Below are 16128 nucleotides of genomic sequence, written 5' to 3' on the forward strand. Positions count from 1 at the left end.
GGGCTCGTCGTGTCAGCGGTATCCCCTAGCGTGGTGGTCGGCGGAAGGAATCCGATGACCGACACTGCGATGCCAGCCTCCAGCCGTGAGCCGGAGCCCCTTGAGTCCTGGTCACTGCTCGGGCTGCCCGGCACCCTTTCCGCGGCCTCGTTCCTGACCAGTACGCGCGCCCACCAGTACCGGCTCATCGTCGACATCCTTGCCGAGCGGCAGACGCAGTCACTGACCGGGGTCGGTCACGACGAGCTGACAGTCCTCCTGCGCGAGCGCCTGCCCCTTGAGTCAAGCGACGAGCTTCTCACCACCCTCAACGTTGACGAGCGCCTGGCCCAACTGGTCCAGTGGGGGACGTGTGAGGCGTGGCAGGAGACCGCGAGCACAGAGGCGGACTTCCTGCGGAATCGCTTCCGGTACCAACTGACTGAGGCCGGTGCCGAATTGCACCGGACGGCACTGCGGATCGAGATCGAGGCCGGAGCAGGCTCCACGGCCGCCTTGATGGCCCCGGCATCCCTGGCCGAACGTCTCGAGGCCACGATCAGTGCCCTGCGGTCGGGCGATCTGGGAGCGGCGTCCAGTAGCTACGCGCAGGTGCAGACCACCCTCGAGAACATGGCCAGCTCGGCGTCCACGTGGCAGTCGAAACTCGCGGCCGCGCTGGGCGGCGCTCCCGAGGAGGCCAAGGTGACGCGGTTGCTCGAGACGATCCTCGCCTACGTCGAGGCATGGGGTTCCGGTATCGACGCCTACACGGCGCGCATCGCCGACGCCCTTCCCACCCTGCGCGCCATGGACGACGACATCTGGCGGGGTCTCGCGCTCGTCCGTGTCCAGACGGGCGCCCCGGAACACACCCTGGCCGGCACCATCGATGAGCTGCGGGGGATCATCTCCACGCTGGAGCTGTGGTTCAGCGGCCCTTCCCCGCAGGCTCAACGCCTGCGACGCCAGATGCGCGATGCCGTCGCCCCCGTGCTGCGCTCGCACCGCACCCTGCTCGCCGTCGGCGGCACCGTTTCCCGCCGGGTGGAGTTGCTCAGGCTCGCCCGGGCACTCGAGGCGGCCCCGGACGCTGACGTCGCCTGGGAGCTCTGGGTGTCCGCCACCGGGCTGTTCTCGGCCCGCCACCTGCGGCTGGAAGCTCCCGCGATCGACAATGCCCAGCACACCTCCACCTGGGACGCGCCACCGGCTCCGGTCTCGCGCAGGCTCCGCACCCAGGGCCACCGGTCTGTGGCGGGCCGCACCGCGCGCATCCCCGACATGGCTGGCGCCCGCGCCGAAGCGCGCAGCCGGGCCGCCCGGGACCGCGCCGACCTCGCCCTCGCCGAGGCTGCGCTCGCCGCCCGCTCGGGTACCCGACTCGCCGACTGGGATCCCCTCGATGCGGCCCAGACCGACCTCTTCCTCCGCCTTGTCTCGGATGCCCGGGACAACCGCACTCCAGACGGGACCCAGACCGGCCTCAGTGCAGACGGCCGCTGGCGACTCGTACTCCACCCCGTCGAGCCTGCCGCGTACGCGGTGCTGCACACCCCCGACGGTCGTCTCCTCCTTCCCGACGCCTACGTGGAGATCAGTCCATGACCTCGTTGTCCTTCCGCGCGGTGGATCTCGCCGACAAGCAGACCGCGTTCACTGGCCTGCTCGCCTGCCCGCTGGTCACTCCATGGGTGGATCCCACCCTGTACGCCCTCGTCACCCGGCACGAGCGCGAGCTGGAAACCTGGTCGGCCCGGCTCGGGTACCGCCTTTCCCGCATCGACAGGTGCATCCGGCTCCGCCGCCCGCCGCTCGGCGCCCTCCCTGCCGTCCCGGCGGGCAGGCCTCCACACCGGCGCCCGCTGGTGCTGGCCCTACTCGTGTCTGCGGCGCTGGAGGACCAGCGCGAGGACTCGGTCACCCTCCAGGAGCTGTCGGACACCGTGCGTCGGCTCTCGGCGTTGCATGGTCTCGCCCCGTACGATCCCAACCAGCGCGGGCACCGGGTCGACCTCGTCGCGGCGGTGCGGCTGTTGGGCAGCTACGGAGTCCTGGAACAGCGGACCCACCGTACCGACCTGCTGACCAGCTGGGAGCGCGAGGGCTCCGGAATTGGCGCCGGCTACACCATCCACCGTGACGCCATGGTCCTGCTGGTCGACACACGTGACGTCGGACGCACCCTCGCGCCCGATCCTCCCACCACCGACACCCGCGGCGCCCGGCTGCTGCGCGCACTCGTCGAGAGCCAGGCCCTGTACCCACTCGAGCTGGACGAGTCCGATCGCGCCTACCTGCAGTCGCAGCGCCGCCGACTCATCCAGCAGGCAGAGGAGATGACGGGGGGTGTCGTCGAGGTCCGGGCCGACGCGCTGGTGCTCGTCCTGCCCTCGGACAAGGGGCTGGCTCCGGCGCTCTTCGTTGACTTTCCGGAGGCCACCGCCGCCGACTGGGTGGCCCTTTCCCTCCTCGACGGGGCGATCACCGCGTCCGCGCCTGATGCGGTCCCCGGACGCCGCCGTTGCCCGACCGCCATGGTCGACTCGCTTGCCACCGCGCTGCATGGCCGCCATGGCACTCGGCTCACCCTCGCCCTCCGCGAGGGCCCGTCGGCCGTCCGCAGCGCCGCCGAGCAGCAACTGGAGGCAGCGGGCCTGCTGACCGTCTCCCCCACCGGCGACTGGGTGCTAAGACCAACAGCTGCGCGCTACCGGGACGCCGAACTCGGCTCGGAGAGCTCACGTCTCGCCGATCCCAGCCTGCTCGAGGAGGAGCAATGATTGTGGACGGACCTGGCACGGACCGTGGGGTCGTCCCCCTGGACGCTCTTCCGGACACCCTCTCGGTATGGCTGGCCGCTGCCCAGGCGGGCGGTTTCCCCACCCCGAGCCGCGAGGATCGCTGGCAGCCAATGCGTGCCGGGGTCGTGAACCTGTGGGAGTTCGAAGCTGCCGAGTACTGGTACGCGAACGGTTGGGTTCAGCTCACCGGACGCAACGAGACGGGCAAGTCCTCCTTGATGGCCCTCACGACGCTCATCCCCTGGCTCGCCGACACCTCCAGCACGAATATCGACACCCTCGGTCGCTCGGGCAAGAAGTTCCGCTACTACGTCGAGCCGACCGGCCAGGACGGCGACAGACGATCCAGTGACACATCCACCAATCGCGGTTGGCTCTGGGTGGAGTACGGCCGGCTGGTCGAGGGAACCCCTCGTTTCTTCACCACCATGCTGTTCGCGGAGGCCCGCGCGGCCTCGTCGAGTGTGACCCTCGGGTGGTGCACCGCGGAGGGCGGGCGCGTACGGGAGTCGGTCGACCTGGCGCCCCACCGCCTGGTGGCCCACCCCAAGGACCTGGCGTCGTGCGGTGTGCTCTCCCACCCCTCGGCCACGGCCTACAAGCAGTACGTCGCCCGTCACCTGCTCGGCTCCACGCCGGACCGGCTCGAGGCGGCCGGCAAGATGCTGCGCGTCACCCGCACGCCCAAGCTCGGCGCCCAACTGGAGATCGGGTTCGTCTCCGAGCAGCTTCGCACAGCCCTGCCCGAGCTCGACCGGACTGAGGTGGATGCCCTGGCCGCTGGCTGGGACCAGCTCGACCACCTGCGTGCCGACCTCGAGGCCACCGACCAGGCGGTAGCCACTGTGGAGAAGTTCCGCAGGACCGCCTGGCTGCCCTGGGTCCGCGCCGAGTTGCGGCGCCGGGCAGACATCGCCTCCCGTGCCCGTACCGATTTCGACCGCGTCACCCGGGAGGAGCGCTCGGCGCGGGACAGGTTCACCTCGCTCACCGAGCAGGAGCGGCAGTTGACGGACGACCTGCGCACCGCATCACAGGATGCGAACGCCGCCCGCACGGCCACCGAGGAGCTCCAGGACTCTGCACGCTTCCGGGACGCCCAGGCGCGACTCCAGACCCTGGAGCAACGACGCCGGGAGGCCAACCAACTCCGGGACCAGCAATTGGCCCGCACCGAGTTCCTGGGACGAGCCCGCTCGGAGGAACAAGCGGCCGCCCAGGAAGCCGACCGCTACCGCGAACTGGTCGAGAAGTCCCGAGCGGAGACCACCGACGCGCGCGACGAACTGGCCAGAGCGGCTGTCGACGCCCATGTCCCGGTGCCAAGCGGCGACGTCGACCTGCACCTGTTGGACCAACGGGTCCGTGAGCGACGGCAGGAGATCACGAGGGCCCGCGCCCTCCTGGTCGAGAACAGACGGGCCGATCAGGATGCTGCCCGCGCCGAGGACGTGGCGGCCAGTACCCGCGACCGCGCCACCGAGGACCGGACCAGCGCCGAGCAGGCGTGGCAAGATGCCGAGACCCGTCGCGCAACACTGGTGGAGGCGGTCTCCGCGTGGGCGACCACGCTCACCCCGGAGCCGGCTGCGGCCGCCATTGATGCCTGGATCGCCGCTCTGCCCAGCGGCGTCTCCGACGACGGCCGCGTCGCGGGACGGCCGCTGCGCGAGGTCATCCAGGCCGATTGGTATCTCCCCGTTCGCGACGCCGTGCGCCGGCGCGAGCAGGCCGCCGCGTCCCGCCGCGCCGAGGCCGAGGCTCGGGTGGCGGCGCTGGGCGAGCGGATCGAGCAGTTGCGATCGGCGCCGCCTCCTGTGTTCGCCCCGCCCGCCGGATGGTTGCGACGCCAACGTCCGGACGCCTCCGCTACCGGGGCGCCGCTGTGGGCACTGGTCGACCCGCGCCCGGAGGTACCCGCCGACGACCTGTCGCGGATCGAGGCGGCAATGGCAGCACAGGGGCTGCTGGATGCCTGGGTCACACCCGACGGGGTGTTCCGCCCCGAGCGTGACGGGAATGACCTGGTCGTGGCGACGGGTGTGGGGGACGGCATGGCGACCCCGCCCGATCGTGCACAGGAGATGCTGAGCAGCGTGCTCGTCCCCGCGGAGGGACGGGAGGATTTGGCGCCGTCCGTCACCCGGATGCTGGCCGGCGTCCGGCTCCTCACCGCCGACGAGCCTATCCCGGAGACCGGTATCGCGGTGGGCCGGGACGGCCGGTGGCGCAGCGGCGTCCTTGCCGGACGGGCCGCCCCCGAGCATGCCCACCCGGAATGGATCGGCGACTCGGCCCGAGCCGCCCAGCGGCGACGGGCCATCGAGGAGCTGTCGCTGGCTCGCGAAGAGGCACGCGACGAGGCCGGCACGGCGGCCTCGGACGAGCAACGGGAGGCGGCGCAGCTGCTCACCCTCGCGCGAACCTTCGAGCGCTGCCCGTCGGACACCGAACTGCGCCACGACCTGACGCTCGCCGCCGAGCGGGACGCAGCGGCGGAGAAGTCCGCCGCCGATGCTGCCCGGAAGCAGGCCGCAGCGGACCAGCTGCGCACTACGGCAGATCGCGCGCTCGCAGCCGTCCGCGACTTCTGCGCCCAGCGCCAGCTGCCCAACGACGAAGCTGGACTCGAGGTCGCGGTCGAGGCTCTGGCGGAGGCTGAGCGGGTCGCCACTCGGTTCCGGAGCAGGCGTGAGGCACTGGTTGTCACCGAACACACCTTCGACGAGGCACGAGGTCGGCTCCTCGGCCGCCAGCAGGACGTGGTCACCGCCCAACGCCAGCTCTCCGAGGCCGAGGGTCGGCTGGCCACGGTAGAGGCCACCGTCGCGGCACTGGAGAGCACGCTCGATGCGGACGACCACGCCGTCATGGCCGAGCTCGACCGGCTGCGGGCTGCCGAGCAGGCCGCGTCGGGCGAACGCGACCGCCTCCAGGGCATCCTGAGAGTGGTGGGGACCAATCGCGGCGAGGCACAGGCCAAGCTGTCGGGTGCCGAGGAGCGCCGGAGTTCAGCCACCATGGCTCGGGACCAGGCCTTCGCTGGGTTCCGGGTCCTGGTCGACCGCGGCCTCGGCGACGAGGCGGAACTGGACCTTCCCGACGTCCACGCGAGCACCGTGGACAAGGTGCGCGACCAGGTGGCCGCCGCGCGCCGGCAACTCGACCTCGACCCTTGGCCCGACGACGCCACCGCCCAGACCACCGAGGAGCGGCGGCTGTACGGCCGGCTAAGCGAGGCTGTGCACGAGGTCCGGGCCCTGTTGGAGACACGCGGACGATCGCTGCAACTCGTGCCCGATGACCTAGGACTGCCGCGGATCGAGGTCCAGGTGGACGCGACAGGGGTACCGCTCGGTCCTCGCGAGGCGGCCACCAAACTGGCTCAGATTCATGCCGATCTCGGCGCCACGTATACCGCGCGGGTCCAGGAGACCCTGGACGAACTGCTCGGCTCGACCTTCCTGGAGCACCTGCGCGGACGGGTCGGAGCAACCGACGCCCTCGTCAACCGGATCAACACCGTGCTGGCCGACCACCAGGTCGTGACGACCTCGACCTCGCTACGCATCGTGCTGGAACCGGAGGCAACCCAGGATCGCATGATGCTGGACGCGGTCCGTGGGCCCTCCCTGGCCAACCCGGAGGCTGCCGTGCACGTCCGCAACCATTTGCGCACCCGGGTCGAGGCCGCGAAGCGGCAGGCGGCGGCAGCAGGCGAGGCCGACTGGCGCGACCGGCTCGTCGAGACCCTCGACTACCGCCGGTGGTTCAACGTCCAGCTCCAGAGGAAGGTGGGCTCGTCCGGAACCTGGCGTCCCCTCACGAGCCAGGGCTTCGCCGAGATGTCCGGGGGCGCACGGGCGGTGATGTTGATGCTTCCACTGGTGGCCACCCTCGCCGCCCTGTACGAGGACATGGACGGTGCGCCGCGTCCGCTGTGGCTCGACGAGGCCTTCGACGGGCTCGACAGCGCCAATCGCGCGATGATCATGGACCTTTTCCGCAGCTTCGACCTGGATGTCCTGCTGGCCGGACCGACGCGGCTCGTCAACGTACGCACCGTGCCCGCCGCCTCGATCTACCAGGTGGTCCGCTCACCCGCACCCTTCCCCGGAGCCGACCTCACCCTCGAGCTCTGGGCCGGCGGCGACCTGACCGTTGTCAATCTGCCCGCCACCCTGCCGGTTGGCGCGCCCGCTACCGGCGACGGACCGCAGGAGGCCCTGCTGTGACGGGGACAGTTGTTCCGGATTTCCTGCTGGACTGGGCACGACGACCGGGCCCGGACAAGGTGCTGCAGATCGCCCGCACCCGACTCGAGCGCGGGCGGCTCGGTGATCGCTCGGTCATGGACATTCCGCTGTCCAGCGACGAGCGGCAAGACGTCGGACGGTTGCTTCCAGCGTCCTGGACGGCGTCGGGCGAGCCTGTACACACGCGTGGGTTGCGTGCCGGTCTCCGGGCGCATGGCGCGACATTGGAGCAACTGCTGGTCGCGACGGGGGTCCCCTCCGAGACCTGCCTGCCGAGCGCCGCAGAACCCGCCAGACCGCTGCCCTGGAGCGGGCGAGCGCCCTCGGCGACCTCCGGCAGCTCATGGGTCTTCCTGTCCATGTGGACCCCGGGGATGGAGTGTCCGCAGCCATCCTGCGCTGGGTACTTCGCGACGGCCAACCGCCCCAGCGAGCACGCGAGGTTTCGCGGGTCGTCCAGGAACTGCCCCGGGAGGGCAACCTCCCCCTGGCTGCACTGGCCGCCGCGGTGTTCGCGGATGCCCACGCGCTGGACCGGTCCCGTCCCCTCGGACGGGCGATGGCCCGCTTCCTGGCCCTGCGTGCCGCCGTGGCGGACAGTATTTCAGGAGGCGCAGCCAGGGACTCGACAGTGGCCCCAGCCTTCGAGTTCACCGATCCGCTTTCCACTCCCGCTGGCTGGCGCGCAGCATGGGCCTCGGCCGGAGTCACCTGCGACGCCGTGTCATCTCAGGTCCTCGTGCTCAACCTGTCCCTGGTCGGCGATGCACCGGCAGTCGCGATCTGTGGCGCCTGCCCGGGAGAGCCGACGTGGCTGACCCTGCGCTCACTGGAGGGCAGCTTTGGCCTCGCAAGCCCGCAGGACGTCTTCGTCTGCGAGAATCCCACGATCGTCGAAGCCGCCGCTGCAATGTCCGGAGCACGATCCCGTACCCTGGTGTGCACTTTCGGACGACCATCTGCGGCTGCCTGGGCCCTCCTTCGAGGCTTGGTCCCCGCCGCCCGGCTCCATTTCCGAGCCGACGGGGACGTCACAGGGTGGAGCATCGTCGAGACATTCCTCACCGAGTTCCCCCAGGCCACCACGTGGCGGATGCCACCGGGCATGACCGCCTTCGAGGAGGAACTCCTGGGGGATCTGCTGTCCGACCTTGTCAACGAGGCCGACCAGACGGAGTAAGCGGGTGCCCGTGCCCAGTACGAGGAGCCATCGACCAACAAGCAGATCGTCCCGGCTGATCGAAGGGCCCGTCACCAGCATGCTCATTGCCACAACCCGCAGGGCTGCGTCGAGCCTGTGCTCACCCCCGTGCAGGCCGGGAGGGAGTCGGGCGATCGTTCGCCCTCGTCGATGACCGTGCGGCCGTCCTCCTCGTGGGTCAGGGCGGGAAGCCAGTGCTCCGGGCGCAGGTCGTACGCGTTGAGGAGGACCTCGCAGTCGCAGAACCCGCCCGCATTCGCCAGGCGCCGCTCGAGACCAGTGGCTCGAGGCGCCCGTGCGTCGCGGTACTGCCGGGCGAACCGCAGATGGTTGTCGCACCCGAACTGCAGCACCATGCGACTCACGTAGCACAGGAGGCACTCCCCCGGTCGAGGTGCTCCCGAGCTGTCGGCCACAACGTCCCCAGCATGGGGTATGGCAGTGCCGGCATCATCTGGGCTCGCCGGGAGGGGCGCGACCGGCTGCCGCCATTCGACTCCGGGGGCCGACTGGTCACCAGTGACGGCCTGGACCGGTAGCACAGGACTGCAGCCCGACCATTCGGCCAACAAACCCGCCCATCCGCCGGGAGTCACCACGTAGACGTCACCGTGAAAGCCGGCCGTCAGGTGGTTGCTGTACCGCCACCCCCAGAAGAACTGCTCCTCGACTGGACTGATCGCCGCCTCGCCCTCGCGGCAGACGACTGTCACCAGCTCGCCTGTGATCGGCCCCCACCGATCACCCGTCCACGTCCGCGCGGGAACGATGTCCGTGGCCATCGCACACAGCTGGTGGCTCAGGGAGGAGATCGCGCCGATGGGCTCAGGCACGCCGTCCACGAACGGCTCCGGTGTCGGGATACTGCGGACGGCAAGCACCTCGAGCGTGGCCCGCTCGACGTGGGCGATGAGGGTGACCCCGCAACGAGCCAGCCCCGAACTGACAATCTCGGTGAGGACGCGCTCACGGTCCTCACGGCCACTGAACAACTCAATGAAGGACGACATGGAGCCAGCGTGGTGCGCCAGCGGCCAGTCCGGCCTCACCGGCCGCAGGGTGTAGAAAACCCCCTCGTTGCTCCTCCATATCCACAGCGCGACAGCAGGAGAAGGGGGCATTCCGGGTAGTTACGGCGTCCGGATCACCTCTTCGAGGTCGGGACCCGTCGCAGGCTCAGTCCCTGCGCTGGCGCGGCCGATCGTCGCGCCAGGGTCGTCCACGGTCGAGTTCGAGCTTGATGAGCTGGCCGGAGATGCGGGTGGAGCGCAGGGCGTCCCAGGCCTCCTGCGGCAACGTCGCCGGCAGCTCGACCAGCGAGTGGTCGGGCCGGATGTCGATCCGGCCGAAGTCATCGCGCTGCAGCCCACCCTCGTTGGCGAGGGCACCGACGATCTGTCGCGGCGAGACCTTCTGCCGGCGTCCGACGGCGATGCGATAGGGGACCAGGTCGCCACCGGACCGGCGGGCGCCCTTGCCGGGTCGCCCTTCCCGGTCGTCGCGCCGGTCCCGACCCCGGGGACCACGGTCCTCCTCGCGGGCGCCGCGCTCGCGCTGGCCGGGCCTGTCGTCACGGAAAGCGGGTCGCTTCGGCTCGGGCTCGGGTTCGAGCAGCATCGGCTCGTCGCCCTGCATCACGGCCGCCAGGGCGGCAGCGACGTCCATCTCGGGGATGTCGTACTCCTGCACGTAGTGGGCGACCACGTCGCGGAAGAAGTCGATCCGCTCGGTGGTCTCCAGTGCTGCGGTGATGGCGTCGTCGAAGCGGGTCAGGCGGGTGGCGTTGATGTCCTCGACAGTGGGCAGGTTCATCTGCGTCAGCGACTGCCCGGTCGCCTTCTCGATGTCGCGGAGCAGCCGTCGCTCGCGCGGGGTGACGAACGAGATCGCGTCGCCGCTGCGCCCGGCACGCCCGGTCCGGCCGACGCGGTGGACGTACGAGGCTGTGTCGGTCGGGATGTCGAAGTTGACCACGTGGCTGATCCGGTCCACGTCGAGTCCGCGGGCGGCCACGTCGGTGGCGACGAGGATGTCGAGCTTGCCGGACTTGAGCTGGTTGATCGTCCGCTCACGGGCCGCCTGGGCGATGTCACCGTTGATGGCTGCCGCCGAGAGTCCCCGGGCCCGCAGCTTCTCGGCCAGCGTCTCGGTCTCGTTCTTGGTGCGGACGAAGACGATCATCCCCTCGAAGTTCTCCACCTCGAGGATGCGGGTGAGTGCGTCGACCTTCTGGGGGTACGAGACCACCAGGTAGCGGTGCGTGACGTTCGCTGCGGTTGAGGTCTTGGACTTGAGGCTCGCCTCGACCGGGTCGGTGAGGTACTTCTGCGAGAGCGACCGGATCTGCCGGGGCATGGTCGCGGAGAACAGGGCGACCTGCTTGTCGGCAGGCGTGTCGGCGAGGATCTTCTCCACGTCCTCGGCGAAGCCCATGTTGAGCATCTCGTCGGCCTCGTCGAGCACCAGGTAGCGCAGTTCGGACAGGTCGAGGGTGCCGCGTTCGAGGTGGTCCATGATGCGTCCCGGCGTGCCGACGACGACATGCACGCCACGGGCGAGCGCACTGAGCTGGACGCCGTACCCCTGGCCGCCGTAGACCGGCAGCAGCCGGACGTTGGGCAGGTGTGTCGAGTAGCTCTCGAACGCCTCGGCCACCTGCAGGGCGAGCTCGCGGGTGGGCTCGAGCACCAGCGCCTGGGGCGCCTTCTGCTTGCGGTCGAGGCGGTTCAGGATCGGGAGCGCGAAGGCGGCGGTCTTGCCGGTGCCGGTCTGCGCCAGGCCCACGACGTCGCGGCCCTCCAGGAGGGCGGGGATGGTCGCCGCCTGGATCGGGGAGGGCGACTCGTAGCCCAGGTCCCGCAAGGCCTTGAGGATCCGCTCGTCCAGGCCGAACCCGAGGAAGGAGACCCCATCGTCCGTGTCCGCATCCGCGTCGGTTCCGCTCCCGGTCTCCGGCTGGACGTCGGTGTCCGGAATCGACTCGGTCTCGGTGGCCACAATCGCCTCGGCCCCGGGAATCGTCTCGTTATCGGCAGTCGTCTCGGGCTCCACGGCACCGAACCCTTCGTCACTCACCCTTAGACCCTAGTCCACCTTGGGACGGCATGCGCGGAATGGCATGGCGTCATCCCCTCGGCCATGGGGCTGCGGACCATGCATGGTGCTGGATCCCCGGCTCCTCGTCTCGGATCCGCAGCCATGGCATCATCGTCCCCATGGCAACCAAGAAGGACGGCCTGTCGGCCGAGGAGAAGGCCGCCGTGCGGCAGGCCGCTGCGGAGCGCAAGCGCTCGGAGGCCGGCAAGAACGGCGAGGCGGACGTCCTGGCTGCGATAGCGGCGATGGACGAGCATGACCGGCCGATCGCCGAGGGTCTGCATGCCCTGGTCCGCCGTGAGCTTCCGGAACTGACGTGCAGGACCTGGTACGGCTTCCCGGCCTACTGCAAGGACGACAAGGTGGTGTTCTTCTACCAGTTCGCCGCCAAGTTCAAGACCCGCTACGGCCACATCGGCTTCCAGGACGTCGCGAACCTCGACGATGGGGCCATGTGGCCGACCGCGTTCGCGATCATGGAGTGGAACGATGAGGTCGAGGCGCGGGTGGCCGACCTCATCAGGCGGGCCGTCAGTTAGCAGATCCGCCACTCCCCCGCTGGGCGGCCGCGTCGACAGGCAATCAGCCGACCACGAGGGACTGCTCCTCCTTCTCGTGGACTTCGACGCCCTCACGGGATCTCTCAGATTCACCGGCCGCGAAGCGAGTAGCGTTCCGATCGTGTCGGACAACCCGCTTCGCCTGCGCAACCTCTTCACCCTGGGTCCCGCAGCGACCGATCCCTGGGTGTCGCTGCGCTGTGGGCTGGGGATCTTCCTGCCACTGCTGGCCCTGATCCTGTTGCATCGCCTCGACCTGGCCGTCTTCGCCATCTTCGCCGCGTTCACCAACGTGTACGGCCGCGTCCCGGGCCACACCGACAGACTGCTCGCCCAGCTCAAGGTGGGCGGCACCTTCTGGGCGATGATGCTGGCCGCCTGGCTGTCGTCGAGGTACCTGCTCGACTACTCCTCCGACCGGGGCCTGTGGCTGCTCGTGTCGCTCACTGCTGTGGTCAGCGGGCTAATGACTGCCTGGGCGGCCTTCCTGCGGATCCGGCCCGCCGGTTCGCTGTTCCACATCTTCTGCTTCGCCACGATCGCGGCCCACCCGGTCACCGCACCGTTGGGCGACGGCATGTTCGTCGCGTCGGCGACCATCGGGTTCGCGCTCCTCCTGGGGCAGGCCGGACGACTGTGGAACCGACACCGCACGCCCTGGACGGTGACCACCCCGGTACCCCTGTCAGCGGTGGAGCGCCGCGAGGCGTGGCTGTCAACGGCCCTGCACGTCGTGGCGGTGATGACCGCCGGGGCGATCGCCATCGCGATCACGCCGCAGATCGGCGCCGGGCACCGGTACTGGGCCCTGGTGGCGGCAGTCGTCCCGCTGGTCGGGCACACCACGCGGCACCGCATCGCGCGCGGCATCCACCGTATCCTCGGCACGACCATGGGCCTGGCGGTGCTGGCCGTGATCATGTGGTGGGGGCCGCCGACCTGGATGGTGGTGCTGCTCATGGGCGCTGCCCAGTACGGCACCGAGTTGCTGGTCAACCGCAACTACTTCTTCGCCCAGACCTTCGTCACGCCGATGGCACTGCTCGGCTCGGCCCTGGGGAAGCCCTTGACGCCTGCCTTGCTCTACGACCGGATCACCGAAACACTCATCGGCGCCACGGTCGGCATGACAGCGGTGGTGTTGTTGTCCAGGGCCCAGAAGCGGATGGAACGCCGTCGGACCGGCACCTAGCGGGACCGCTGCCGATCGCGGACGCCGCACGGGTCACGAGCGCGAGCCCGGATCCCCGATCACACCATCGCAGTGACGAGCGGCAAGCGCGGCATCGGCGGGGTTCTCCGCCGTCCAGCACAGCAGTGGACGTCCCCAGCCGCGCTGCACCGTGGTCGTGACCGACGGCACCAAGTCCAGATCCATCGCGACGAAATCCGGCTTGCTGGCCCAGTTCATCAACAGGTGCCGCAGGAGGAACACCTCGTACCAGGCGAGGTCCTCGCCCTCGAAGTCCCCGGAGAGCTGGCCGCGCGGCAGGTCGGGTGCGACGGACGCCATGTGTCGGAGCGAGTAGGGGTTGAAGGACATCACCGCCGCCGGCCCGCGGTAGTCGGCCAGTTCGCGAGCCACTGCCTCCTCCAGGGGCCCCACCTGCGGCGGGCTCTTGACCTCCACGAACACCGGGACGCGGCCGTTGACGACGGTCAGCGCCTCGGAGAGCGCCGGGACCGTCTCCGCCCCGCCCTGCAGGTGCCGGGCGGCGACCTCGGCGTACGGGGTGTCGGCGACCCGGCCGGGTCGGCCCGTCATGCGCGCCAGGTCCTCGTCGTGGAGCACCACCACGACGCCGTCAGAGGTCAGTTGGACGTCGAGCTCGATGGCCAGGGAGCGGTCCGCCGCGGCCTCGAAGGCAGCCAAGGAGTTCTCCGGACGCTCCGGTCCCGTGGTCCAGTCGCCTCGGTGGGCCACCGGCGCGGCCGTCAGCCACGCCGCCGGTTTCCGTGCCGGAACACCACGGGTCGCGAACAAGGCGACTGCTGCCACCACGAGAGCCACGATGCGGACGGCGATGACGGCGAGGCGGACCCGATGGGCCCCTCGCCCGGACCGTCTGTGGCGATTGGCTGCCATCGCTCCCCCATCCCCTGCCCGATGACACCAGTGTGTCCCGGCGAACGTGCTGATACAGGGGTGCTGACAGTGACCGTGCTCACCTGTCCACTCGCAGGAGAATCGATCCGGTGGACAGCAGGATTTCCTCTACATTCCGGACCCGAAGCACACCCTGAGAGAATCCATTCACCAGTACACCGAAAGCCGGCGCACGACAATAGTCGCGAGATTCACCGACTTTCTTCCACCACCTTCCGAATCTGACGGAGGTACGGCAGAAAATAACTCGCGAAACCCGTGTCGGCAAGATCTTGCCGCGGATATTGCGGCGCTTCTATCATTTCCTTGGAACCGCTTTTCCACCCAGCCCTTTGCTCCCGGAGGGTGGAACCCGACCCCTTTCCCACCAGGAGGACTGCGCGCCGCCAGGCGCCCAGCGGAAGCAGGCGACATACCCGAACCCAGGTTGAACGTCGACGAACTCATCAAGGACCTCTCACAGCGCGGCAAGCGCTGGACAGCACGGAAGACGCCCCAGTCGGAGCTCGACGAGGAAGGCCAGAAGGCGCTCCTCGGTGTGGTCTTCACCCAGACCGACATTGAGCTGAGGGCCAACCCTCCGACGGCCTCAGCCCCGCCGGCGGGTGCAGTGACCTTCGACCCGGCCGTCGATTGGCGGAACAAGGGCGGTAACCATGTGACGTCGGTCAAGGACCAGAAGTACTGCGGCAGCTGCGTCTCGTTCGGATGCACGGCGCTCGTCGAGTCGATGGCATCCATAGAACTCGGCGCGCTGCTCGACCTCTCGGAGGCCGACTCGCACTTCAACTCGGCCCACGGACCTTCCTGCGGCGGCTGGAACACGCCGGCATGCCTGGAAGAGATCCGGCTGCGGGGCGTGGTCAAGGATGCCGCCCTGCCCTACATGAGCGCCTTCGACAACCCACCGGTCATCGATCCGACGACCAGCCTGTGGAAGCCGTACGTACGTCCCACCCCCGACCGCGCGGCCAACCAGGTCTCGATCGACAGCCATGACCTGGTCGTCGACATCAATGCTCGCAAGCAATACCTCAGCAAGGTCGGGCCCGCCGCAGCCTGCTTCGACGTGTACGAGGATTTCTACGCCTACTCCGGGGGAGTTTACGAGCACGTCTCGGGCGTATTCCGGGGTGGACACTGCGTCGAGGTAATCGGCTATTCGGAGGCCGAGCAGTGCTGGATCGCCAAGAACTCCTGGGGAACCGCCTGGGGTGATGGCGGATTCTTCAAGATCGGGTACGGCCAGTGCAACTTCGATGTCTATGCGTTCGCAACGGCCAAGGGAGTCAAGCTGCCCGCCGGGCTCTCCTGGCGCGGCTGGGAGAGCCTCGGCGGGGTCCTGACCTCCAGCCCGGCGGCAGTGTCCTGGGACCAGAACCGCATCGACGTCGTGGCACGTGGCACCGACACCGCGGTCTGGCACCGCTGGTGGGACGGGACGGGCTGGCGAGGATGGGAGAGCCTCGGGGGTAGCTGCCAGAGTGCCCCGGCGATCTGCTCCTGGGCACCGGGACGGCTCGACATCTTCACCGTCGGGACCGACCATCGTCTCTGGCACCGATGGTTCCAGGGCGGCTGGAGCAACTGGGAGAGCCTGGGCGGCCTGCTCTCCTCGGCGCCTGCCGCCGTCTCGTGGGGACCGAACCGGATCGACGTCTTCGCCCGCGGGATGGACTCGGCGATGTGGCACCTATGGTGGGACGGCGGCGCGTGGCGAGGCTGGGAGAGCCTGGGCGGCATCCTGGACTCGGCCCCTGCGGTGGCCTCCTGGGCGCAGAACCGTCTGGACACGTTCGTCAAGGGGACAGACAGCCAGCTCTACCACAAGTGGTGGGACGGCGGCGCGTGGCGAGGCTGGGAGAACCTCGGCGGCTACCTCGGAGGCGACCCCAGCGCTGTTTCCTGGGATGCCGGCCGGATCGACGTCTTCTATCCCGGGCAGGGCTTCAGCCTCCGCCACCGTTGGTGGGACGGGTCCGGCTGGCGGGGCGAGGAGGACCTCGGCGGCCAGCTCGCCTCCGGCACGGGTGTCAGCTCCTGGGCACCGCAGCGTCTCGACGTCTTCGCCGAGGGCATGGACTCGGCCCTGTACCACAAGTGGTACGCGTGAGACGGCACAGCG

General features: G+C 69.5%; 10 protein-coding genes. 7 read left to right on the top strand and 3 right to left on the bottom strand.

All coding sequences use genetic code 11. The features are described 5' to 3' along the window. Positions 1-54: 54 nt before the first annotated feature. From GA0111570_RS13605 to GA0111570_RS13620, 4 genes are all read left to right on the top strand, one after another. Entirely contained in the window at positions 55-1587 is a 1533-nt protein-coding gene (locus GA0111570_RS13605) for a TIGR02677 family protein (RefSeq protein WP_092612376.1), read from the top strand. Further along, complete coding sequence (locus GA0111570_RS13610; protein ID WP_092612381.1) at positions 1584-2762, top strand: DUF2398 family protein; 1179 nt, start codon at positions 1584-1586, stop codon at positions 2760-2762. Before GA0111570_RS13605 ends, GA0111570_RS13610 begins: the two co-directional genes overlap by 4 nt. Next, positions 2759-7018: a TIGR02680 family protein gene (locus tag GA0111570_RS13615; protein ID WP_092612384.1), complete on the top strand. Its 4260-nt coding sequence runs from the start codon at positions 2759-2761 to the stop codon at positions 7016-7018. Before GA0111570_RS13610 ends, GA0111570_RS13615 begins: the two co-directional genes overlap by 4 nt. A gap of 286 nt (positions 7019-7304) precedes the next feature. Next, positions 7305-8219, top strand: coding sequence for a TIGR02679 domain-containing protein (locus GA0111570_RS13620; RefSeq protein WP_281245216.1), 915 nt, complete (start codon positions 7305-7307; stop codon positions 8217-8219). Positions 8220-8302: 83 nt separating this feature from the next. On the opposite strand, the gene GA0111570_RS13625 is transcribed toward GA0111570_RS13620, so the two are convergent. Together GA0111570_RS13625 and GA0111570_RS13630 are read right to left on the bottom strand one after the other, a co-directional pair. Then, entirely contained in the window at positions 8303-9289 is a 987-nt protein-coding gene (locus GA0111570_RS13625) for a DUF2695 domain-containing protein (protein ID WP_245703216.1), read from the bottom strand. A gap of 127 nt (positions 9290-9416) precedes the next feature. Continuing rightward, positions 9417-11315, bottom strand: a complete 1899-nt coding sequence (locus GA0111570_RS13630) for a DEAD/DEAH box helicase (RefSeq protein ID WP_245703217.1) — start codon at positions 11313-11315, stop codon at positions 9417-9419. 140 nt (positions 11316-11455) lie between these two features. Here GA0111570_RS13630 and GA0111570_RS13635 point away from each other — a divergent pair, with 140 nt between their 5' ends. Together GA0111570_RS13635 and GA0111570_RS13640 are read left to right on the top strand one after the other, a co-directional pair. Next, the gene (locus GA0111570_RS13635; protein WP_092612569.1) at positions 11456-11875 is read left to right on the top strand and encodes an iron chaperone; all 420 of its coding nucleotides are present in this window, start codon (positions 11456-11458) and stop codon (positions 11873-11875) included. A gap of 142 nt (positions 11876-12017) precedes the next feature. Next, complete coding sequence (locus GA0111570_RS13640) at positions 12018-13088, top strand: FUSC family protein (protein WP_175557499.1); 1071 nt, start codon at positions 12018-12020, stop codon at positions 13086-13088. A 33-nt stretch (positions 13089-13121) separates the two neighbouring features. Here the strand turns inward: GA0111570_RS13640 and GA0111570_RS13645 are convergent, their stop codons facing one another. Continuing rightward, on the bottom strand, positions 13122-13982 hold the full coding sequence (locus GA0111570_RS13645; RefSeq protein ID WP_092612396.1) for a glycerophosphodiester phosphodiesterase family protein: 861 nt from the start codon (positions 13980-13982) through the stop codon (positions 13122-13124). Positions 13983-14430: 448 nt separating this feature from the next. Between GA0111570_RS13645 and GA0111570_RS13650 the strand changes: the two genes are divergently transcribed. Then, entirely contained in the window at positions 14431-16116 is a 1686-nt protein-coding gene (locus GA0111570_RS13650; RefSeq protein ID WP_139283255.1) for a DUF8189 domain-containing protein, read from the top strand. Positions 16117-16128 lie beyond the last annotated feature (12 nt).

Source organism: Raineyella antarctica (genome assembly GCF_900092135.1).
GTDB lineage: Bacteria > Actinomycetota > Actinomycetes > Propionibacteriales > Propionibacteriaceae > Raineyella > Raineyella antarctica.